Below are 24399 nucleotides of genomic sequence, written 5' to 3'. Positions count from 1 at the left end.
CAGGGTGTGTCCGGCGGATCAGGACCGGACAGGACGCGGCGTCCGGTGCGGTGCATCGCAAGGCGCTGGAATGCCCGCATCGCGGAGCGATCCGGGCGTTTCGACAACGCCACGAGGCGCCGTGCCGGACACCGCGGACCCGGTCAGGATCCGCCGGACACACCCTGTTCCTCCCGCTCCCCCTTCGGCGGCGCCACCTCACGGGGAAGCGCGATCTGGACCAGCGCCGCCTTGCGGCGGGCTATCCGCAGCGCACGCCCCGGCGGCAGGATCCTCGGCTTGACGCTGTCGAAGACGTATCCCTCCGAGGTCGGGCAGGACAGCTGGAGGGCCGGGGAGTTGACCTCTTGGAGCTTGCGCATCAGGGGGTCCATGCGTGACGCGCCGGTCGACGCGCGGGCCACGACGAGGTGGAGGCCGACCTCGTAGCCGAGCGGAATATGCGGCAGCAGCGGTTCGAAGGGGACGCTGAAGCCGGTGCCGACCATCTCGTAGTCATCGACGAGCACGAACACGCGCGGCCCGGTCCACCAGTCGGCCCGCCGCATCCGGGCCGGGGAAATGTCCTCGCCCGGGGAGCGGACGACCATCGCCCGGGTGACCCCGTCGACGAGTTCGCGCAGCGGGTCCGCCGCCACCGCGTGGCCGAGCCGGTACTCCTCGGGGACCGCCTCGACGAGCTCGCGGCGGTAGTCGACCACCAGGATGCGCGCCTGTTCGGGGGTGTGGTTCGCGATGATCTGCTGGACGAGCAGCCGCAGCGCACTGGTCTTGCCGCTCTCCGTGTCCCCGACCAGCATCAGGTGCGGGCTCTGAGCGAAGTCGTGCCAGATGGGCGCCAGTTCGGCTTCGTCCAAGCCGAACGGGACGCGCAGCGGCCGCTCCGGGTCGGCCGGCGGCAGGTCGGCGGCGGTGAGCTGGGCCGGCAGCATGCGGACGGGCGGGGCCGGCGGGGCGTCCCAGTTCTCCGCGACGGCCTCGACGAGGTCCGCGAGCGCGTCCGTGAGGTCCTCCGCGTCCTCGCCGCCGTCGATGCGCGGGAGTGCGGCGAGGAAGTGGAGCTTCTCGTTGCTCAGACCGCGTCCGGGCACGGCGGGCACGGTGCCGGCCTTGCGGATGTCGACGGCGGAGTCCATCGGGTCGCCCATCCGCAGCTCCAGGCGGGTGCCGACCTGGTCGCGGAGGGCGGCGGACAGCTCCACCCAGCGGGAGGTGCTGACCATGAGGTGGACGCCGTAGTTGAGGCCCCGGGTGGCGATGCCGTTGAAGACCGCGATGTCGTCGAACATGTCGCTGCGTACAGTGGACCAGCCGTCCACGACGAGGAAGACGTCACCCAGCGGTTCGTCCGGGTACTGCCCCTCGGCCCGCCGCCTGCGGTAGGTGGCCATGGAGTCGATGCCCTGCTCCTGGAAGAACAGTTCCCGCCGGTTGAGCAGCGAGGTGACCTCGGCGAGGGTGCGGGAGATCCGCTCCCGGTCGAGACGGCCGGCGACCCCGCCGACGTGCGGCAGTCCGGACAGGCCGAGCAGCGCGCCTCCCCCGAAGTCCAGGCAGTAGAACTGCACTTCGCGCGGGGTGTGGGTGAGGGCGAGCGCGGCGATGAGGGTCCGCAACACGGTGGACTTGCCGCTCTGCGGGCCTCCTGCGACGGCGAGGTGTCCGCCCGCGCCCGAGAAGTCGACGGTGAGCAGGTCGCGCACCTGGTCGAAGGGCTTGTCGACGATGCCGACGGGGACGCGCAGCTTTCCCCGGTCGGCGGACCCCGTCGTGGTCAGGCCGAATTCAGGGTCCGGGACCAGGGGTGGCAGCAGTGCGTCGAGGGCGGGCGGGGCGTCCAGCGGAGGCAGCCACACCTGGCGGGCGGGCGGCCCGCTGTCGCGCAGCCGGCCGAGGGCGAGCGCGAGGAGGGACTCGCCCGAGTCGGGCTCCGCGGTCACCGGTTCGGGCGCGGCGGGCAGGGTGCGCGGCACCACCCAGTCGGTGCCCCACGGCACGACCTGGCGGGCGATCTGAGCCTGTTGGGCGGCTCCGCGCCTGCTCGTGTACGCCCCGGAGACGTACGCGGCGCGGAACCGGGTCAGCGCCTCGACGCCGCTCTTCAGGTAGCCGCTGCCGGGAGTGGGCGGCAGGTGGTAGGCGTCGGGGACACCGAGCACGCCGCGGCTCTCGATCGCGGAGAAGGTGCGCAGGCCGATGCGGTAGGAGAGGTGGGACTCCAGCTGGTGCATGCGGCCCTCCTCCAGCCGTTGCGAGGCGAGCAGGAGGTGGACGCCGAGCGAGCGCCCGAGACGGCCGATCATCACGAAGAGTTCCATGAAGTCACGGTGCGCGGACAGGAGCTCGGAGAACTCGTCGACGACGATGAAGAGGGAGGGCAGCGGTGCCAGCGGAGTGCCGGAGGCGCGGGCCTTCTCGTACTCCAGCACGGAGGAGTAGTTCCCGGCCCGGCGCAGCAGTTCCTGGCGCCTCATCAGTTCGCCGTGCAGGGCGTCCTGCATGCGTCCGACGAGGGGGAGTTCCTCCGCCAGGTTCGTGATGACGGCCGAGGTGTGCGGCAGCTCGTCCATTCCGAGGAAGGTGGCGCCGCCCTTGAAGTCGACGAGCACGAAGTTGAGGGTCTCGGAGGAGTGGGTGAGCGCCAGGCCCAGCACCAGGGTGCGCAGCAGTTCGCTCTTGCCGGAGCCGGTGGCGCCGATGAGCATGCCGTGGGGGCCCATGCCGCCCTGGGCGGACTCCTTGATGTCGAGTTCGACGGGCAGCCCGTCCTCGCCGACGGCTATCGGTACCCGCAGCCGGCCGCGGCTCTCCAGCGGGCGGCTGTCCCACAGCTTGGCGGGGTCGTGGCGGCGCAGGTCCGCGATGCCGAGCAGGGAGGTGAGTTCGGTGTCGGAGACGAACGGTTCGGCCGAGACCGCACCGCCGCCGAGGCGGTACGGGGCGAGCCGGGCGGCCAGCGTACGGGCGGCGACCGGCCCGAGCGTGTCGGGTTCACCCAGCAGGGTGGACTGTTCCTTGCGTTCGCGGTCGGTGCGCACCAGATGGAGCCCGTCCTCGTCGATGCGCAGCCGCAGTGTGCCGCGGGCGGGCTTCCAGGCCAGCGACTGCGACAGGTCGACGACGACTGCGTTGCGGTACCCGGCTCCTTCGAGGCGGTGACCGCCCGGCACGGTGCCGCCGTCCACGACGACGACGGTGAAGGGCTCGTCGCGGCCTGGCGCGGTCTCCGGGTCGAAGGGCGGGCGTTCGGTGAAGTCCGCGCCGAGCAGCTCGTCCAGCTCCGCGAGTCCGGCAGCGACGGTACGGGCCGGCCCCGCACCGTCGCGTTGGTAGGCGTGCTGGGTGTGCGGCAGCCACTTCACCCACTCCCAGTCGGCGCGCCGCGCGTCGGAGACGCAGAGCGCGACGGTGAGTTCCTCGGGGGCGTGGAAGGCCGCGAGCTGGGCGATCAGGGCGCGGGCGAGGGAACGGGCCCGCTCGTCGTCGCCGTGTACGAGAATCCGCGACCAGGCGCGCAGGTATAGGGCGATGGGCTGGCCCGGCACGGTTCCGTACGCCCGGATGAAGCTGCGCAGGGCGTGTGCGGTGAGCGGTTCCAGGTCTTCGACGGGTCTGGTGGCCAGCGGGGCGAGCCGGGTGCCCAGCTTCTGCTCGCCGACGGCCACACGTACCTCCGCGAAGTCCTCGTCGGCGGGGCGGCGTTCCCACTGACGGCTGGTACCGGTCAGCGCCCACAGCCCGGCCGGGTCCGGGTGCCGCCAGGCCAGGGCTTTTTGCTGATCGGCCACCGCGCGGCGGATCTTGCGCCGGGTCTGGGCCAAGTACCTCAGGTAGTCCCGGCGTTCGCCCTTGAGCTTGCGCTTGCGTTCGCCCGCGCTGCGCATCAGCTGTCCGACGATCATCGCGACGGACGAGAGCAGCATCAGCCCGATGGCCAGGTAGCTGAAGGTGGTTGCCTGGCCGGGTCTGATGAACATCATCATCATGGCGATCGACGTCAGGCCCATGGGGAGGTACATCCACATGGCCGAGGTGTTCGGCTCCGCCTCCGGGAGGGCGGGCGGTTCCTGGAGGCTTATCTCGCCGTCCGGCATGTCGGGTCCCCGCCTGCGGGCAGGGCGACGGAACAGAACGGTGCTCACGCGGAATTCGCTCCTCGGGCTCGTCGCCTCCGCGGCGGTGGGAGGCAGGGGTTCCAGGGCGGTTCGGCACGAAGGACGTGAATGCCCCGCTCTGAACGGTCACACCAGTGGCAGACGGCCTGACGCAAGATCAAAGGTAGTGTGCGGCCATCAACTTTGGTATCCCGCCCCTCGGAGAGGTGTGGCCCCGCCGCAATGACAGACATATCCGCCCCCGGCCTGTGCCGGCTCACGGTGAGAACCCACGAACGGATCATCGATCTGGCGGTCCCCGCCGACGTACCCGTGTCCGACCTGCTGCCCATCCTCCTCGACCACGCGGGCCACGACCTGGCGGAGAAGGGGATCGAACACGGCGGCTGGGTGCTGCAACGCCTGGGCGAGGAGCCCCTGGACGAGGAGCGCACCCCGGAGAGCCTGGCGCTGCGGGACGGCGAGACGCTGTTCCTCCGCCCTCGCACCGAGGCGCTGCCGCCGGTCCACTTCGACGACCTGGTGGACGGGGTCGCCGAGACGATGCGCGACCGCCCGCACGGCTGGGAGGCCCGGACCAGCCGGTGGCTGCTGCGCGGCACGGCGGTGGTGCTCCTCGCGGCCGGGCTGCTGGTGCTGGCGCTGCCGGGCGGCTCCGCACCGCTGCGGGCCGCGGTCGCGGCCGGCACCGGGCTGCTGGTGCTGTTCGGCGCCGCCACGGCGAGCCGGGCAGTGGGCGACTCCGCGGGCGGCGCCGCACTCGGCGTCCTCGTCGCGCCGTATCTGGGGCTGGCCGGTGCGCTGCTGCCCAGTGGTGACGCGGACGCGCACCTGACGGGGGCGCGGCTCCTCGCGGGTTCGGCGGCGGCCGCGGGCGGGGCGGTGCTGGCGGTGGCCGCGGTCGCGGCCTTCGTGCCGTTGCTGCTGAGCACGGCGGCGGTCGCGGTCGCGGGCGCCTCGTGGGGTGCGCTGATGCTGGTCACCGACTGGCCCGCCGCGCACGCGGCGAGCGTCCTCGCGGTCCTCGCGGTCGTCTTCGGCGGCCTCGTCCCGGGCATCGCCTTCCGGCTGTCCGGGCTGCGGCTGCCCGCCCTGCCGACCAACGCGGAACAGCTCCAGGAAGGGATCGAACCGCATCCCAGCCAGGTCGTGGTGAGCCGCACCGCGCTCGCCGAGGAGTGGATGACCGCCCTGTACGCGGGGACGGGCCTGGTTTGCGCGGTGGTCCTGACCGCCCTCGTCGTGGTCCGCCCGGACACCGCAGCCGTGGTCACCGCCGCGGTGCTGTGCCTGCTCCTGCTCCTGCACGCGCGTGGTATCGGCAACGTGTGGCAGCGGCCCGCCGTCATGCTCCCGGGCCTGTACGGTCTGGTCCTGATGGCGGTGCGGGCCGCCGGTTCGCTGGACGCCGGGCAGCGCCCGTTCCTGATCGCGGCGCTCGTCGCCGTCGCCGTGTCGGCGGCCATCGCCTCCTGGACGGTGCCCGGCCGCCGGATGCTGCCCTACTGGGGCCGAGCGGCCGACGTCCTGCACACCCTTCTCGCCGTGGCCCTGATCCCGCTGTCCCTGTGGGTGCTGGGCGTGTACACGGCCCTGCGCACCGCCAACGGCTGAGGGGGTACGACATGCAGTCCAGGAAGGACCAGGTCCAGGCCCACCTCTTCGTGATGGGGCGGCTGACCAGCGGCATGCTGCGGAGCGACCCGGACTCCCCGGAGTCCCCGGTGGGCCGCACGAACCGGGGCATGGCCTGGGGAATCGGCCTCGGAGTCGTCCTCACCGTCGGGTTCCTGCTCTTCGGCATGATCTCGCCCGCGGGTTCCAAGACCTGGCAGCAGGACTCGAACCTGATCGTGCAGAAGGACACCGGTACCCGTTTCCTGTATCTCGACAAGACGCTGCGCCCTGTGCGCAACTGGGCTTCGGCGAAGCTGATCGCGGCCGACGACCTCAAAGTGGTCTCGGTGTCCGGGGCGTCCCTGGCGGGCGAGCGGCACGGCACCCCGGTCGGCATCCCCGGCGCCCCCGACGCGCTGCCCGGCCCCGGAGACCTGGAGCGGGGGGCGTGGCAGGTCTGCGCGGAGGAGCCGGACCGCACGGGCGCCGACCGGACCGGCCGGCGCCCCGTCACATCGCTCCGCGTGGGCATGGCCGCCGACGGCGTCTCCCCCGGCGACAACCGCGCCGTCCTCGTCCAGGGCCCGGACGGAGCCACGCACCTGCTGTGGGGCGATCATCGGCTGCGGCTCGGCAAGCACGGCGCGGCCGAGGCGCTGGGCTACTCCGGGGTGACGCCGGTGCCCGTCTCCGCGGCGTTCCTCGACAGCGTGCCGGCCGGACCCGACCTGACGGCGCCGGAGGTGGACGGCCGGGGCGCGGCCGGCCCCCGGATCGACGGCCTCGTCGGACGGACGGGTCAGGTGTACGCACTGGCGTCGCCGGGCGCCGTCACCCAGCACTTCCTTCTGGAGGAGAGCGGGCTGCGTCCGCTCACCACTCCCGGGGCAGCCCTCGTGCTGGGTGACGACCGGACGGCGAAGCTGGCCTACAAGGGGTCGGTCCCGGTCGCGCTCCCGCTCACCGCGGACCAGCTGGCCCAGCACCGGGCGCCGGCCGGCGAGGCGGCCGGGGACCCGGCGGGCTGGCCGTCCCGTACGCCCGTCGTACGGGACCCCGGTCCCGGCACGTCGGTCTGCGCCCGGATCCAGCCGGAGGGCTCCGCGCCCCGAGTGGCCCTGGCGCTCGTACCGACGGCGGCACGGGCGGCTCCGGTCGCCTCCGGCCCCGAGATCCGGCGGGCGTGCCTGGCGGTGGACGGTCTGGAGGTACGGCCCGGGGGTGGCGCGCTCGTGCAGGCGCTGGGCGCGGGGGGCTCGGTCATCGGCACGACGACGTACCTGGTCACGGATGTGGGCGTCAAGTACCGGCTGCCGGACGCGGAGTCGGTGGAGCGGCTCGGTCTCAAGGGCGGGCACGCGCAGGCGGTGCCGTCCCGGCTGCTGGACATGCTGCCGACGGGGCCGGTGCTCGACGCGGCGGTGGCCGACGGTGAACGTGCGGCTCCCGCGGTCCCGTCGGAGGAGTCCTGCGGGTGAACGGCCGGCCGATGAGCGGTACCACTCCTGATCACCACTCAAATGTGGTCGCCCTGAGAGCCGTCAACAACCTTCCCGGTTAAACAATGATCAATTCCAGCTCAGATCTCGCCTCGGAGCATTGCTTGCTCCACATCGCCCTCCCTAGCATCGGCAGACGCTCACGTTCTGGAAAGGACACCTGACATGTCGAACACCCCCGCCCCACCCGGCAACCTCCAGACGTCGTCCCAGTCCGAGAACCAGAAGGGCTACAACGCCCTCAGCACGGTCCAGAGCGGTATCAAGCAGTCCCAGGAGGAGGTGCGCACGACCATGAGTGGCCTGATGTCCGCGTACGGGGGCCAGGACGGCGGCGCGTACCAGCGGCTGCTCGCGGACTGGACCGGCCAGGTCGACATCATCACCAGAAACATCAACCAGATGATGGAACAGCTCCAGGAGACCGGCGTGCTCCAGCGCGGGCTTCAAGGACAGAACACGGAGACGATCCTGACCAGCAACCGGTCGAACGACGTCTTCAACCAGCTGATCTGAGCGCCCGTCCGGCGCCTGCCGACTGCCGTCCCAGCCCTTCCTCCCTCTCCAGGAGTTCGCCATGACCACTCCGTACGATCCCTCCAACAAGACCGACGGCATCATCCACGTCGAGTACAGCAGGGTGGACCAGGCCGCCGAGGACATGCGCCTCCAGACGAACCGCATCCAGTCCCTGGTGCAGGCCCTCAACGAGGAGCTGGCCGGGCTGCGCGGTGCCTGGCAGGGTGCGGACGCGGCGACGTACGCGGCTCTGCAGAACCAGTGGAACCAGGCCACCACACAACTGGGCCAGGTCCTGACGAAGCACAGCGCCACGCTGAGCGACATCTCGGACCAGTACCGCAAGCACGAGAACCGCAGCGCCTCGGACTGGGGGAACATCCGCGTCGGCGGTTGATCCATCGCCTGCCCGGACCGCTGCCTCCCGCCCGACCCGCCTCCCCCGACGATTGTGAGCAGCCATGGCGGCCGACCCGACCAATCTGTCGCACCTGGACACGGACTCCCTCCAGAGGTTCATCGACACCGACGTGCAGGAGTTCATCGACCTGCTGACCGCGCTGGAGAAGGATGCCGAGAAGGGTGGGATCTCCTCGCTGAAGTTCCTCAGCGCCCAGATGGCTTCCCCCGAAGTGGGCCTCAGCAGCCACGTGCTGAAGCTCGGCAAACTGGTCGGGAAGGACGCGACCCCGCTGAGCGCGAATCCGCTGGTGGAGTACCTCACGGGCGCGGCGGAGTCCCAGGCGGGCGTCATCAGCAACCAGCTGAAGCTCTTCAACGACATACAGAAGAACATGAGGACGGTGCTGGAGACGATGAAGAAGAACCAGGCGGACAGCCTGGAGGACATCAAGAGCCAGGAGTTCCTGAACGCCCTGGGCGATGTCGACGGGGACCTCGCCCCGACCCAGAAGACCTGACCCTCACCTTTCGTCTCCGCTCGTCGCACAAGGAGAGTCCTGCCCGTGGCAGTCGATTCAAGCTGGGAATCCGTCGTCAAGCAGCTCACCGGTTTCGACGGGGGCACCAGGGCCAATGTCGCGGCCGTGGGCGGTGCCGACGCGAAGACGGGAACCGGCAGCGAGTGGATGAGGGTCACGGTCAAGAAGGTCACCAAGGTGGGCGTGTCGGACGACCGCAACACCACGGGCGAGGTGGAGGCGGGCGAGACGCCCGAACGGGTCATCCAGTTCTACGGCCCCTCCGACGGGCAGTCCAGCACCTACCTCGACGTCTACAAGGCGACCGTCTCACTCCCCTGGAGTTCGTCGAGCGGCGCGGACTGGAGCAACACCGGAAACGCGGGGGCTTACGACTGGGGCTACGGAAAGGCGCTGGAAGCGCTGCGGGACACCTTCACCACGGACGGGTTCGGCGGCGGTTACGACCACACCCCGGCGGTCGTCACGGCCGACGCGGTCAATCTCAAGGAATTCAGCCCGATCGCCGAGGCGTTCAACAGGGTCGTCGACTACTTCTCCGCCAAATCCGTCGACCTCGAGAAGTGGGTGAAGCAGCTCGACGGCGAGTTCTCGTCCTATCAGGGCAGTGGCGCCGACGTCTTCCGCGACCTGATCGACGCGGTGGGTCTCGGCTACAAGGACTTCCTCACCCTGATCGCCCCGAAGACCGGCGCGGTCCAGCCCGGCGGCGGCAGGGAGTTCAAGAGCAACAAGGACTACAACTCCCGCTCCGTGGTCGGGGACAAGCTCGTCGACGCCGAACTGGCGATCTGGACGGCGGCCGACAGCCTCGCCACGGCTTGGAACGGCTGGCAGAACAACTCGGATCCCGGCGTCCAGAACGCGGTCAACTCGGCGTACGCGGGTCTCCGGGTCCAGCCGGCGAACGTATGGCTCGGGACGTCCCATCTCGACGCGCTGCTCGACGATCTGGCGTTGTGGCTGAACGAGAACAACATCATGAGGATGCGCCAGAACTACGGCAACAACAAGCCCGGAGACGGGTTCCTGCACATCCACCCGGTCTACGGCAACCTCACCGTCGAGAGCGACTGGAAGAACCTCGCCACGCGGGCGTGCACCAACTGGCTCGCCACCCTCGCTCCTCTCGACCTGGCCGCGAGCAGGGCCATGCTGGCACTCAACCAGGCCATGGTCGGGATGAACTCGGATTCCTCCTTCCCGTTCAAGGCAGGTACGGGCAGCCTCACGCAGGCGAACGCGGGCGACGAGGCCGCACGCGCCAAGGAAGAGGCGGAGAAGGCGAAGGAAGAGGCCGAGAAGGAAGCGGAGCAGCAGAAGGAGGACGCCCAGAAGGAGCTGGACGACCTCGGCCAGGACGCGGACGGCGACGGCGGAACCGGCGAGGTCGACCTTCCACCGCAGATCGGGGAGAACGAAACCGGCAGTGAATTCGGCGGCGGCGGAGCGGGCAGCGACCTCGGCCTGAACGGCGAGAACACCGGCAGCGGCATCGTCCCCCCGCCCACGATCGGCCTGAACGGTACGGGCGACGGCAGCGGCCTGGGCGGCACGAACCTCCCGATCACCAACCCCGACGGCTCCACCAGCCTCGTGAATCCGGACGGTTCGACCACCACCACCTACCCGGACGGCCACCAGGAGACGACGCCCGCGGGCGTCCTCCCGCCGGTCCTGTCCCCCAACGTCACGGGCGGCGGCAGCGGCGGCTACCCCGTCAAAACGGTCAAAGGCCCTGACGGCAGCACCACTTCGTACAACGCCGACGGCTCACGCACCACCACGCACAAGGACGGCACGACCACCACCGTCAACCCCGACGGCACCTCCGTCACGAACAATCCCGACGGCTCGAAGACGGTCCTGAACAAGGACGGCAGCGAGACCATCACCTACCAGGACGGCACGAAGACCACCATCGGCCCGGACGGTACGACGGTCACGCAGTATCCGGACGGCACCTCGACGAAGCTCGCCCCGGACTCCACGCTCACCAGCACCGACGCCCAGGGCAACAGCACCACCAGCCATCCGGCGCCCGGCTCGACCGTGCACAACGCGGACGGTTCGTCCACGGCGTTCGGCACGGACGGCACGACCACCACCACGCACGAGGACGGCACGAAGACCTCCGTCTCCGCGAACGGCACCGTGACCACCACCGACCCCGACGGCACCAGGACCGTCTCGCACCTGGGCAAGGGCACCTCCACCGTCCAGTACGCCGACGGCTCGGTGTCCCAGGTGGGCCAGGACGGCACGGTGTCCACCACGTACAAGGACGGCAGCACCACCAAGCTGGGGCCCGACGGCACGTACACCACCATCGACGCCGACGGCCACAAGCAGACCGAGCACCTCAACACCACCGGCAGCGGTGGTGCACAGACGCGGACGACGCACAACGCGGACGGCTCGTCCACGACGACCTACCCGGACGGCACCGTCGACAAGACGCTCAAGGACGGCGGCCACCAGATCAGCTACCCGGACGGGCGCACGGTCACCACCGACGCGTACGGACGGACGACCGGCACGACGGGCGGTACCGCCGGGCTCGGAACGAACCAGACCGGTGGCGGTCTCGGCGACTTCGACTACTACGACTACCCGGACGAGGGAAGCGACGGATCCCCCCTGGGCGGGGGTGGTTACGGTGACACCGGCACCGGCGGGTCCGGCAGCCTCCCGCTGAACCCGCTCGGCAACCAGGGGCTCATGCCCGGCGGCGGCACGGGCGCCTCGGCGGGCGCCGCCGGAACCGGGCTGGCCGCGGAGCGCGGCCGGGCGATAGCCACCGGAGAGGCATCCGCGGCGCGGAACGCCAAGTCCGCCCAGCTCGCCGCGGAGGAGGCCGCGGCGGCGAGCCGGCGGCCCAGCACCACCTCGTCCGGAAGCACCCCGATGATGCCGCCGATGGGCGGTGGTATGGGCGGCGGTGCGGGCGGCAACACCCAGAGCGACGAACGCGAGCGGTCCACCTGGGTGAGCGAGGACGAGGACACCTGGGGCACGGACCAGGGCGGCGTCGCGGCGGTGATCGGGCGGTGACAGCCGCTACCAGCCGGAGGAAGGGACCGAGTGGCATGAGCGGGATGAAGGGCACGGAACGCGGATGAGCAACCCGATGGAAGAGCACCTGGCCGAGGCGCTGGCCGAGTTCGAGGAGGCCCGGACCAAGCTGACCGAGGCCGGGGCCGCCGCCGCCCGGATCTCCGCGACCGTCATGGCGAAGGACCGCTCCGTGGAGGCGACGGTCGGGCCGCAGGGCGAGCTGACGAACCTGCGTTTTCCCACCGCGAGGTACCGGACCATGCCCCCGGCCCAGCTCGCCGGCGTACTGATGACCACCATCGGATCGGCCCGCGCCCAGGCCGCCGAGCAACTCGCCGACGTGTACCGGCCGTTCGGCCCCATCCCCGGCCTCTCACCGACCGGCGAGGGCGGCTTCCAGGAGCTGGACTGGGACGCGCTGTTCGCTCCGCTCCGCGAGGAAGGGCTGCCGGTACCCCCGTCGAAGGCGCCCACCCGCTCGTCCGGTGGCGCGCTGCTCGACGAGCTCGTCGACGAGGACGACGCGACCGGCACGGACGAAGGAGCGCAGCGATGAGCGGGCTCGACGTCGACACGGACGGGCTCGACCGGAGCAGCGAGAACCTGGACCAGGTGGCCGACCACATCAAGCTGATCCGCGACGACTACCTGGACAAGATCACCTCGTACCACGGGTGCTGGGGCACGGACAAGTTCGGCATGACCTTCGCGGAGAAGTACCTGCCCGCGGTCAAGGACGCCAAGACGGGCATCACCGCGCTGAGCGACGCGCTGGTCGGCAGCGGGCAGAGCCTGCGCGACGCCTCGACGGACTTCGGCAATCTCCAGACCGGCATCACCGAATCGCTCGGCGGACACAAGACCGGGAAGAGCTGACCCTTGTCCCTGGAGTTCCCTCCCGACTGCGCCTGGCTGTTCGCCGCACTGACCGGTGAAGTACCGCCGAACGGCGACGAGGACAAGCTTTTCGCCTTGGCCGAGGTCCACAAGGACCTGCACGGCAAGCTGAGCAACGACATGAAGCAGCAGATAGCCGCTGCCCTCGGCTACACCAGCGAGAGCTTCGACGGTGACGCCGCCGCGATGTACCAGGCGGCGATGAAGAGCTTCATCGGCGAGGAGGGGCTCAACTACTTCGACGCGGTCGCCGACCAGGCGCAGCTGCTCGCGACGTTCACCCGCAAGGCCGCCACCCAGCTCCAGTACACCAAGTACATGATCATCGCCCAGCTGGTGGAGCTGCTGTTCGAGGCGGTCGTCGCGGCGGCGCTGGCGTTCTTCTTCGGGGCGTCGATCCAGGCGTATCTGGCGAAGTGCGCGATCGTGCGGTTCCTGATCCGCTCGTGGCTCGGCCGGGCCCTGATGACGCTGCTGATGCACCAGCTGATCAACGTGGGCATGGGCGTCGCGATGGATCTGCTGGTCCAGTGGACGCAGCTCAACAAGGGCACGCGCGACGAGTACGAGGGCGACCTGACCAAGGGTGCGGCGCTGTCCGGCATGATCCAGGGCTTGCTGGCCGGACCGTTCCAGTTCCTGGGCAACAAGCTGGGCAAGAAGCTCGCCGACATCTTCGGCAAGGGCGGCGGGAAGCAGCTGGGCAAGGAGCTCGACAACGCCTTCCCGCAGCCGCCCGTGCAGGGCCCCAAGGGGCCGAAGGGCGTGGGGCCGAAAGCCCCGAAGACGTTCGGGGAGGACTTCGCCAAGAACTTCGCGCACGACCTTCCCCCCACCGTCGGGCCTGGTGGCAAGGCGGCCGGGGACAAGTTCGTCCGCAACATCGGTGAGACCTTCAGCAAGCACCTGGGCGGCGAGAAGGCGGGAGCGGTCGGCCGCGACTGGGCGAGGACGCTGCTGGAGAACACCGGCAAGAAGGATCTCCCGAAGCTGCTCGAAGACGCGCTCAAGCCGCTCGCCAAGGAGGGCGACGGCGCGCTCGGCAAGATCCTCGGCCAGGGCGCGGCCGACCAGCTCGGCAGGAGCGCCATCCGGGCGATGGCCCAGTCCGGCGTCCACGGCATCACGGAGGGCGTGTCCGAGGGGGCGCACGCGGCGGTCTCCGAGGGCTTCTACAACCTGTTCTTCAGCGACGACCACACGTTCAGCACCTCGGGTCTGACCTTCGGCTCGGGCATGGTGGAGGGACGCGTCGGACACATACTCGAAGGCGCGGGCGACAAGCTCGGGGCCAATCTACGCAACCAGACGCTGGAAGCCGGGTTCAAACTGCCCGGCGCCGGTCAGGAGTCCTCGGGCGGACACACGGGGTCCGAGCCCGGCAGCGGTACGGGGAACGACACGGTCGGCGGTACGGGCATCCGGACGAGCACGATGGGGAACAGCGATGCCCCGATCTCTGATCAGAGCGACACTTCGTCCCTGTCGTCCGCGATCAGCGACAGCGACAGCGACAGCGACAGCGACAGCGACAGCGACAGCGACAGCGAGCGAACGAACAGCTCCGGCTCCGGCTCCGACTCCGACTCCGCGGCCCAGCAGTCGCAGGACGACGAGAACGACCACACCGACGAGAGCGCGAAGCAGCCCGTCGTGACCGCACCGCCGACCATGCCCCGGGGCACCAACGCCCCGCTCACGACGACGGCGGGCACTCCCGCGGCGTCAACGGTGCCGGCTCCGGCCAACAGCACCGTGAAATCGACGAGTTCCACCCAACAGAACACCGCTTCGGGCCCCAGTGGTCCGGCGAACGGGCCGAACACGACGTCCACGGAGACCGTCGCGGTGCAGGAGAAGGAACAGCCGGAAAAGGACCCGACGCAGGACCAGGAAAACGGGCGGCCCGATGAGCAGGAGAAGGGCTCCGAGTCCACGGGTCGAAACGCCACGCCTCGGACTCTCTCGCAGCCCATCACGCCTTATTCCCCCGAGTCCCACCTCGCCGTCAACACCGGCGCCCCCGACCTCCCGAGCAGTAACGCGCCGCGGGAAGAGCCGCATACGACCATCACCATCGAAACCGACATCTCCACGGACATCACCACCGAAACCAACGCCAACGCCAACGCGAACACCACCAGCACCAGCACTGACGTCCTCACCGACCTCGCCGGCGACGCCCACGACGGCGCGAGCAACTCCACCCCACCGCCTCCGCCGCCGCCTCCGCCACCGCCCGCGTCGAATGTGTGGCTGTCCGACGAGGTACGACGACTCGGCACAGATGCCTCCGAAGGCATCAGCGGCGTCCACCTGGCGCCGATCTCGGAACGGGTCGCCACGTCCCTCCAGCAGCAGGCGCTCGACACCCTGGAGACGTCCTCCGGCCGCCTCCCCGAGACACAGCGGGCCGAAGTGCGCGCGCAGCTGGCCGAGCTGCTCTCCCCGCAGGCGCTCCAGGACAACCGTCTGATGCTGCTCAGCATCGACGGTCACCCGATCACGCTGACCGTCGACGGCAACCAGCGCTCGTTGGCCGTACAGCTGAGGCTGGAGAAGCCCAAGCCCTCCACGCTGTTCGGCGCCGGAAGGCATGCACCGCCGCACAACAACGAGCAGCGGCACGCGGCCACGTTCGACAGCACCTCCACCGCCACCACGACGAGCGTCCGTACGATCTCGCTGACCCCGTTCTCGAACGCCTTCAGCGTGATCGCGGGCTTCCTCACCCACGTGCCCACCGCGCTGAACTTCAACATCACTCATCAGCAGAAGACTCTGTCGACGACGGTGAGCAGTGCGGTCACCTCCACCAGTCTGTTGCGCAGTTCGGAGCCGGCGAGCCTTTTCGACTACACCGCTCGGGGCCGGGTGTGGGAGGCATCCTCACCGACGTTGCCGGAGATCGCGCCGGAGCCGGCGGAGGGGCGGGTACTCGGCACGGTGTCGGCCTGGTTCCCCGAGCATCTGGCCGTGCCCGGATACAGTGCGGCCGGCCGCAGCGGCTTCAACCACATGCAGGACGCCGACTTCCAGAAGCATCTGGACGATTCACCGCTGTGGGTGATGGACTCGATGGCCGACCCCGGCAGCCTGCTGCGCGAGGTCCGGACCCGGTTCGGTGAGCAGTTCGGCTCCCTCGACGCCGGCTCGCTGGCCGCCGTGGAGAAGTTCCTCGGCGCCGAACACCTGCTCGGTGCTCTTCCCCTGCAGCGGGTGAGCGGCCGCCCCGGCGGCAGTACGGGCACGTGGTCGCCGGTCCTGCTGGACAAGAGCGGCAACGCCCTCGGCATGTTCAAGGTCACCGCGGAGGTGACCCACCGCACGGCCAGGGAGATCCTGGTCGGTCCGAAGTACAGCCTGGAGCGCTTCCTCGACCGTCAGCGCAAGACCGACTCGCTGTCGAAGGTGTCCCAGGCTTACGACTTCGAGGGCGGGGTCGGCGGAGTGTTGAACACGATGCCGGACGAGGCCGACAAGGCTTTCCGGGACTTCCACCTCGGCGGTTCCGTACTGCCCAAGGGCGGCTACGGGTTTCAGAAGGACCAGAGTCTCGGGGCGGGCGCCACCCACGGTGTGACACACAACATCCGCACCAACGGGGGGCACGTGCTCACCCCGGCGAACGTGGTGTACAGCGTGGAGTTCATCGCGGCGGACGGGAAGCCGACAGACCCGGTGCCCGTGCCACCCACCCGGGTGCGGCTCAGGATGCTCACCCCGCAGACCGTAACCGGCACCGTGCCCACGGCAGCCACACGGAAGCAGGCACCCCCTGAGGTGGCGCGGCTCGACGCCATCGGCCTCACCACCACCCCCCTGGCGGTGCACGGCGAGGGCGTCACCGAGGTACTGGAACAGGCACGGACCTGGCTTCTGAACAACGGCTACCTCCCACGTGAGGGCGAGCAGAACGGCAGGCTGATGGACGAGGGCCTGGTCAAGGCCCGTCTGGAGAACGTGCGGAAACTCTCCCTGCTGGGTTCGCAGCACGGCCTGCTCGGCGCCATGGACGAGCTGGTCGACGGCGGCATGGTCCTGTACTTCAACAAGCCCGGGTTCGGCGGCGGTGTGGACCGCGTCCGGCTCCGCTTCACCCTGGACCGCGCGCCTGGCGACACCACCGCCCCCATCCATCGCACCTCGCTGAGCGATGTCCATCTGCCGAACACCAGCGCTCTGTCCGTGCCCGGGACCAGCCAGCAGTCGTCGGGCCGTTCCGGCACCGTCCAGGTGGCCGCCCAGATGACCGGTTTCGCGGCAGGTCATCTCAGGGGCGCGCTCACGGCCGACTACAAGGGCACCTGGCAGACGACGAACACCTCGACGGCCGCGGCGGGAGTCTCGCACTCCCAGATGATCATCACGACCCAGCAGACGACGGAGGTCTTCGAGGTCCCGGCCGTGTTCGCGGTCGAGATCACCGACGGGGCCGGTCCTCTGCCCACCGCCACGTTCACGTCCGCCACCCATCCCGAGCCCGTGACCGTCGACCTGGCGGTGCCGGAGAAGCGCACCGAGAACTTCTCGGCGGAGTACGGGGAGGCGAAGCTCCAGTCCCGAGACACGCCTCTGCCTCCGGACGAGCAGACGTTCCTGCTGCCCGACAGCTCCCTCGTCGACGTCGTACGCGGCAGCAGGCAACTGTACGAGGCGGTCGACGAAATCCTCGCGGGCCTCTCGGAGCCCCCGGTGGAGCAGGAGCGCACCGACGACATCGAGCTGAATCAGTTGGGCAACGCCGGCGGTTCCGGCCACGGCCCGACCCTGCCCGTGTTCGGCACGGGGGTTCCGGGGGACGCGGAATCGGCCAACACGCCCTCGACCTGGTGGGGAGCGGCGACCGAGGCCGCGAAGTCCGTCGCCGACTCGGTGCTGTCCACGGCCACGGTGGTGCGGCAGACCGTGTCCACCGGGGACCGCACCGACCAGGGCCTGCTGCTGCACGAAGCCCTGCACGCGCAACTGACGCCCGCCGCGCTGATGTCGCGCGCGCACCAGATGGTGAAGGGGGTCTTCGTCATCGACGACCTGTTCGTGCCGGGAGTGTCGGGCGGCACCGACCTGGTCGTCGAGGTGAAGGCCGTACTCACCGCTCCTCAGGATCTGGGCACGGTCCGGCAGTACGGCGAGACGGACCTCGGTGCCACCGACAGCGCCTCCCACCAGGTCACGGAGGCCTCCTCGCACCAGGGCGGCCCCGGGTTCACAGCGAAGTACGGCCAGAGCTCGGAAGAGGTGGAGCAGGCCGCTGCCGAGCCTCCCGTCCTCGATCCGTCCACGCCCGGCGCGTCGAAGCCGGCCACCGGTGGCGCCGGCGGAAAGGGCGTCTACGGGCGGGGGAACAGCAGCTCGGTGACCACGTCGGCGTCGACCAGCATGACGCGGGTCCCCACCGAGGGCGGTACCCACCACCGGATCAGCGCGGACATCACCTACGTGGTGACCGTCCACCGGGGGCACCGGCGGGTCTCCCCTTTGAACCGGACCGCGGACTCGGTGACCCGCACGGTCCACGTGCCGGGCGGCATCACGTTCCTCGCCACGGCCGATCAGCTCCGGCGCGGCGGTCCGATGCTGGAGCCGCTCGCGGGCGAGGAGACGGGGCCGCCCCGCCCCGACACCGCCCGCCTGCCGTACCGCTTCGTCGAGTACGGCGCGCTCGGACTGGCGGCGGTCCTGGAGGCGACGCCCCTGGCGAAGCCGCACCCGCATCCGGCCGAGGCCGACGAGAACACATCCCAGGAGCAGAGCTCCGCCGAGCAGACGGCCGAGGAGCAGAGTCCGGCCGACAGCGACCCCCGTCGGCCCCATCTGCTGCGCGAGGCGCTCACCCGCCTGGTCGGACAGCACGCGCCGGGCAGCCTCACCCCCGGCCACCGGAACTACGTGCCCGGGCTGGCCCAGCGCATCGCGGACTACACCTCGCCCGCCGCCCTCGGCGCGCTGCCCGGACGCGGCAAGGACGGAGCACTGAGCTTCAGCTTCCCGTACACGAACGGCCTGACCACCCGTACCGTCACCGTGCGGGTGCTCGGCGAGCCCGCGTGGACGAAAGGCCAGCTCCGCCGGGTCACGGGCCGCAGCAGCGACACTGGGGCCGGGGTGGAGAACTTCTCCGCCCACTCCCCCGCGAACGTCACCGAGAGCAGGGTGCGTACCACCCGCTGGGGCTGGACGGTGCCGGGGAGCATCGTGGTGCCGACGTCCGCCGAGACCTCCCGCGAGGCGACCTTGAGCCCGTCCGGCAGCGGCTCGACAACCCGTTCGGACACCGTGGGAAGGACGCTCACCGCCGAGGACCGGCTGTGGCAACGCGTCGAGGGCGGCAACGAGTTCACTCTCGCGTACACCTTCGCCGTCGATCTGCACATCGAAGGCAATCCCCCCACCACTCGTCCGTACGAAAAGGTGGACGGACGGGTCACCCTGCGGTTCTCCGGGGACACCGACCAGCAACAGGCCCCGGAGAAACCGGCGACGGAACTTCGCCAAGGAAAAAGCACCGAGGACCCGAGGCTCTCCGGTCCGCTGGCCACGGCGACACCGCTCCGGCCCACCGGCACCGAGGTCGCATACGCGCTCAGCAACCAGCGGGACCTCCTGAACGCGGTGCACGAGCTGGCGCCCGAGCTGGCCGGCGAGGGCGTCGGCTCCGGAAGCTCGTCGGAGGCGGCTGCCGCCCGGCTGACCGAGCTGCTGCACGGCGGGAGCATCACCATGGACCCGGTGCGGGGGGCGGCGGGAGCGGGCGGGACCGTCACCGGGACCGCGACGCACCCCAAGGTCATTCTGTCGACGCAGGTGTTCCGGCCGCGCGTGATCGACACCACCAGGAACGTGGCGGTCGACCGGGTGCGGGTGACGGGCTTCAGCACGAGCTCCGGCTCCTCGGTCTCCCGCAGCGGCGCCTTCACCCTGGGTGTGTCCGGAACCCTGACCTCGGGGGGCGGCTTCGACTTCGGCGGATCGATACCCCTTCTCTCGAACCAGTCCGTCCCGGGCGGTCAGGGCGGCGGAGTGTCGGCACTCGCCCGGCACTGGGAGAAGACCGGCATCGCGGGCATGCCCGGCGCCGACCAGGGACTGCGTACGCACGAGGTCGAGGTCGACACCGTCACCACGCTGACCGGCCCGGGCGGGGAAGTGCGGTACGTGACGGGCACCGCGTTGCTGCGGGTGCCCGAACGCGATCTGCTGGGCCTCGGCGTACTCCCCGAAGCACGCCGCGGCGAGGGGGTGTGGGACCTGTCCGCACCGGACGTGCGGAACCTGAATGCCTCACTGATCGCACAGCTGATCACCGCCTCCGACGACGTGCTGCCGCCGGGAGCCGTGGTGCAGTTGTGGCTGGATCTCGGGAGGAACCCCACCCCGGACGAGCGCTTCGAGGCGCTCTACCTGGCGCGGTCCATCGCACGGGCGAGCGGGCAGACCCTGGAGCTGGCGCTGCGCGAGGGCGACGGCACCCGTGTCTGGACCCTGGCCCCGGACAGCGAAGAGATCCCCGACCGGAACGGAACGCGAGAACAACTACGCCACACGCGAGACCAGTTGGAGCTGTTCGAGCAGACCTACGGACGTCCGTCCTCCCAGGACGCACATCCGCGAGAAACGCTGCGGCAGGCCACCGATCTCCGCACCGCCGCCGCTCGCGATCTGCAACGGGCGCGGCAGGTCCACGCGGACCAGCGGGCTCTCGTGGCGGGCCTCGACTACACGGAGACCGAGGCGCACGATGCCCTGCGGAGCGCCACCCGCCTGCTGGATTCCACCCGCACGCTGCTCTCCTCGGCACCCCCCGACCGGGCCGAGACACTGGCCCGGCGTCAGGCCAACCTGCTCGACGCGGTGGCCGAGCTGGAGCGGCACATCGCGGCGCACGACGATCTGCGGGTGGCCGCCGAGTCCGGCCACGAGGCGGAGACCCTGCTGGAGGAGGCGAAGCTCGCAGAGGAAGCCGCACAACTGGCCCTCCAATGGCATGAATTGACGCAGGAGGTCGAGCGGGCGAACGCACGGCTCGTCGAGATCGGGGTGCAGCAGCTCGCGCTCGAAGCGGCCATCACGCAGGCGTACCGGGCCGACGACGCCGAGGCGACCGGTCTCACGGTGCCACCACTCTCGGAGCCGGCCCCCACAGTCGTCCACGCACGAGCGCCCCGCCCCGGAACGGGACCGGTCGGGCAGTCATCACCGCGAGAAACCGCGGCAGCGTCGATCGAGAGGTCGCCGAGCGTCGACGAGCCGCTGAGCGAGGAGGAGATCGCGGCCCGGGCACGCCTGCGCGCCGCCGAGTCGGCTCTGGAAGCTGCCGGACTGCACGCCGACGACCTCCAGCAGAGGATCGACACAGCCGCCGATCCACGGGAAAGGGCGGCTCTGCGAGCGGAGTCAAAGAGACATGCGACTGTCCTCGCCGACGCCCTTCACGAGGTCGACCTGGCGCTCGCGGAAGCACGGCCCGGGAGCGAGCCCGTCGCGCGCCCTCGGATGCGGCTGGACCGCACTCCCCGCTTCACCGTTCCCTCCCGCTTCGACGTCCGCCGTATCCGGCACGACGACGAGACGGTCGCCGACCTCACCATCACCGTCGCCTTCAACGGCGGGAACGGTGAGGCGGCCTGGAACAAACTCAGGCAGGGAGTCGAGGAGTACTACAACGCTCCCGGCTACCGTCTGCCCAACGGCGACCTCCTCCACGTCACCGTCGAACCCGCCCCGCCCGGCAGCACACCCCATCTGAGCGTCGACCTCGTCGGCCCGGACACCGTCATGGACCAGAAGACCTGGCACCACGACGCCGGCCCCATCGACTACGCCCACGAACTCGGCCACCAGTTGGGCCTGCGCGACGAATACCAGGACGACACCGTCCCCCACCGCCCGGACATCGAGGGCAGCCTCCCCGGCAACTACCACCAACCCTCACCCGACGCGCTCCCCCAAGGCCAACTACGCGAACGGCACTTGGCGCTCCTCGCCGCCCTCATGGGCGAAACCGAAATCCAGACCGGCAACGGCAACTGGGCCCAGTCACGGGCCAATGCCATGCCCGTCGAACGTAGTCACACATGGGTCGACCCCGTCTCCGAACCCCTCGGCCCCCGGAGCGACGACAGCACCGCGCAACGGGAAACCGACTCCGTCGCCGCCCGCATGTTGCCGATACCACCCGGCTTCCGCCAGATGTCCGCCGACTCGGACGACTCGGACGCGGCTGACTCCGACTGGGACGACTCCGACGGGGACCTACCCACACCGACCCCGGCCCGCCCGCCCGCGGTGCCACCCATCCAGTGGGTGCAGCCCCCTCAACCCGCGCCGAGTCCCGTGCAGTCGCCGCCCTCGCCCGAGCCCGCGCAGGACGACCAGACGGAGGAGAGCGCACCGTTCGACGCTTCGTCCCTGGTCACGTACGTCCTTCCGGACAGCCTCCCTCAGGGACCGTTCAACGCGGAGACCCTGTGGTCGCTGGCACCCCCGATGGAATCCTTCGCCGTGGTCACCGACACCGGGCGGGGTGAGACGGTACCGCTCAAGTACCCGGAGAATTATCCAGCAGCAGCCGAGTGGAGCGACTCCTGGGACGCCTTCGCCGCCTTCGACGCCGTGATGGAACCGGCCGGCAGGTACCTCGATCTCGTGATCGAGCGGGCCGAGCGCATCCGGGCGGACGAAAACGCGCCCGGGAGCGAACGGGACGCTGCGGAGCGCCTGTTGAGGACCAACACGTTGCTCAAGAACGACGGCTGGCGACCCGAGTACCGGGTTGAGTTCCTGCGCGTACAGATGCTCATGACAGAGCACGGCCTGCTCGACCGTCTCCCCCGCGAACTCGTGAGCAATCCCGACCGGCAGCGGCAGAGCGGCCGGCCGAACCCCGAAGACACACCATGGGCCCTGGTCGATCCCGCCGACATGACCGGCCCCATCGGCGGTTCACTCCGCGGCGCCGACGGCGTGTCCGCCCGGTTCCACACCTGGCTGAACGACAACGGCGGAAACAGCGGCTGGCTGTCCCTCTGGGCCGAAGAACAAGCAGGTGGATCGATCAACACCGAATCCCAGCGGTTCAAGGTGCTGATCAGCCACTTCCGCCCGCCGAAGGCCGACTACGGCTACCACATGGCCACCTTGAACCAAGCCCTCAAGAACGACGAGTTGGGGTCGGGCGCCCGGAATTATCCCGTCACGCGATTCGACCCGGGGTTCCTGGGAGATCACACGGTCTACCTGCGCAGCATGATCGCCCAGCACGTCTTCACCTACGAAGTGCTCACCCGGGTGAAGATGCCCAACGTCGACAGCACGAGAGGAGTCGTCCAGCTCATCCGCCTGGAGAAGCGGAGCCTGCTGGAGGACCAGAACGGCGGACCCATGACCGTCGGCGACAACGTCCAGATGACCCGTGGCCCCGCCGAGTCGTACAGCCTTCTGACGCCCTACAAGGACCCCACCGACGAGAGCAGTCACACACTCGGGCCGTTCTGGGTGACCTCACAGGAGGTGCCGCTGCACCATGTGTTCGGCACCTACCTCCAAAGCCGCGCCGACACTGTTCCCGACCAGTCACTCCTCCTGGGCGAAGGAGAGAACGAGTTCCTCGCCCTGGGTGAAGGCGCACCCATCACGTACCACGGCACCAACACCCCACCCCTGCTGACCATCACACCCACCCAGCCGCCGGCCCCGCTCGCCCCTCAGTGGCCGCCCCACTCCCCGGACGACAGTGAGACGCCAGACCCGACCGGGACGGGCAGTACCCGCAATATTGGCCGGCGGACCGAGAACCCGGTGCTTCCGCACGAGGTGGCGGCGCTCCCCAGGGGGAAGACGGCCGCCGTGCACACCGAGCGCTTCGATCCGAAGCTGGTGCAGGCCCGTAGCCGGGAGGGGTTCCTCGACGGTTCGCTGACCCTGATCCGCAACCACGTGCGCCGGATCCGGATGCCGGACGGTCGGACCGTCCGGCAGTTCTACGTGGCCCTGCCCATGCGACTCACCGACGGGTTGGACGCGCAGGACCTGGCCGTGTTGCAGACCCGCCTTCAGTCGGCGCTGGACGCCCACGTCAACGCCGGATACATCCTCCCGGAATCCGGTGACCAACTGCACGTCACGTTGGAGCTCGTGCGGGCACCCGGGCACGACGAGGCGGTGACACTCTCGCAATCGGACGGTACGCCGGTCCGAGCCGACCAGCGCAGGTGGGACGTCGGGCACAGTGACGCGGTGCTCACGCACGAGATCCTGCACTACCTCGGCCTGGCCGACGAGTACTCCGATGCCAGGGAGCGGCGCGAGGACCGCCACCTGTTCCGGCGTGACGACCGGGCGAGCGGGGTGCGCCGCGAGGGCCTGATGGTGAGCACCCTCCAGGGGAGCTTGGAGAACCTCCCGAGCGACTACCTCGCCACCATCGAACGGGTCAGTGACAACGCCGTCGTACCGCTGCACACCACACCGACCGCTCGGGCGGCGGATGCGGATGGGGAGCCGGAGCCGGAGCCAGAGCAAGAGCCGGAGCCGGAGTCGGATTCGGAGTCCTCCGAGGAGACCACCACGGAGCATCCGGAACACGGGTCCACCCACTCCGCGCTCTCCGATCTCACCCTGCACCTCCTCACCGTCGGGTCCACCAACGGCCCTGCGGGACCCGCGTGAGATCCCGGGAGCTAGGGTCAGCGTCGCAACCAGGCACAATCATTGATGGAGGGTCAGTGCAGCGCAGCGGCTTCATCCGTCGGG

Annotated in this window: 10 protein-coding genes; 9 read left to right on the top strand and 1 reads right to left on the bottom strand. The window is 70.1% G+C overall.

Annotated elements, in window-relative coordinates:
* Positions 1-143 precede the first annotated feature (143 nt).
* Positions 144-4142 carry a type VII secretion protein EccCa gene (gene eccCa, locus OHT52_RS28895; RefSeq protein WP_328723116.1) on the bottom strand — a complete coding sequence of 1333 codons (3999 nt, stop codon included), beginning with the start codon at positions 4140-4142 and terminating at the stop codon, positions 144-146.
* Between the two features lie 195 nt (positions 4143-4337).
* Here eccCa and eccD point away from each other — a divergent pair, with 195 nt between their 5' ends.
* From eccD to OHT52_RS28850, 9 genes are all read left to right on the top strand, one after another.
* The gene (eccD, locus tag OHT52_RS28890; RefSeq protein WP_328723115.1) at positions 4338-5729 is read left to right on the top strand and encodes a type VII secretion integral membrane protein EccD; all 1392 of its coding nucleotides are present in this window, start codon (positions 4338-4340) and stop codon (positions 5727-5729) included.
* 11 nt (positions 5730-5740) lie between these two features.
* Entirely contained in the window at positions 5741-7210 is a 1470-nt protein-coding gene (eccB, locus tag OHT52_RS28885) for a type VII secretion protein EccB (RefSeq protein ID WP_328723114.1), read from the top strand.
* Between the two features lie 186 nt (positions 7211-7396).
* The gene (locus tag OHT52_RS28880) at positions 7397-7747 is read left to right on the top strand and encodes a hypothetical protein (RefSeq protein WP_328723113.1); all 351 of its coding nucleotides are present in this window, start codon (positions 7397-7399) and stop codon (positions 7745-7747) included.
* A 61-nt stretch (positions 7748-7808) separates the two neighbouring features.
* Positions 7809-8147: a WXG100 family type VII secretion target gene (locus OHT52_RS28875; protein WP_328723112.1), complete on the top strand. Its 339-nt coding sequence runs from the start codon at positions 7809-7811 to the stop codon at positions 8145-8147.
* A gap of 64 nt (positions 8148-8211) precedes the next feature.
* The gene (locus OHT52_RS28870; protein WP_328723111.1) at positions 8212-8670 is read left to right on the top strand and encodes a type VII secretion system-associated protein; all 459 of its coding nucleotides are present in this window, start codon (positions 8212-8214) and stop codon (positions 8668-8670) included.
* A 45-nt stretch (positions 8671-8715) separates the two neighbouring features.
* Positions 8716-11745, top strand: a complete 3030-nt coding sequence (locus tag OHT52_RS28865) for an AAWKG family protein (RefSeq protein ID WP_328723110.1) — start codon at positions 8716-8718, stop codon at positions 11743-11745.
* 64 nt (positions 11746-11809) lie between these two features.
* Positions 11810-12304: a YbaB/EbfC family DNA-binding protein gene (locus tag OHT52_RS28860; protein ID WP_328723109.1), complete on the top strand. Its 495-nt coding sequence runs from the start codon at positions 11810-11812 to the stop codon at positions 12302-12304.
* The gene (locus OHT52_RS28855; protein ID WP_328723108.1) at positions 12301-12624 is read left to right on the top strand and encodes a WXG100 family type VII secretion target; all 324 of its coding nucleotides are present in this window, start codon (positions 12301-12303) and stop codon (positions 12622-12624) included. The genes OHT52_RS28860 and OHT52_RS28855 overlap by 4 nt, the downstream gene beginning before the upstream one ends.
* A gap of 3 nt (positions 12625-12627) precedes the next feature.
* The gene (locus OHT52_RS28850) at positions 12628-24315 is read left to right on the top strand and encodes a WXG100-like domain-containing protein (protein ID WP_328723107.1); all 11688 of its coding nucleotides are present in this window, start codon (positions 12628-12630) and stop codon (positions 24313-24315) included.
* Positions 24316-24399: the final 84 nt, after the last annotated feature.

The sequence above is a fragment of the Streptomyces sp. NBC_00247 genome, from assembly GCF_036188265.1.
Lineage (GTDB): Bacteria > Actinomycetota > Actinomycetes > Streptomycetales > Streptomycetaceae > Streptomyces.
Note: the sequence above shows the minus strand (reverse complement) of the source record. Positions and strands in the feature narration are given on the sequence as shown.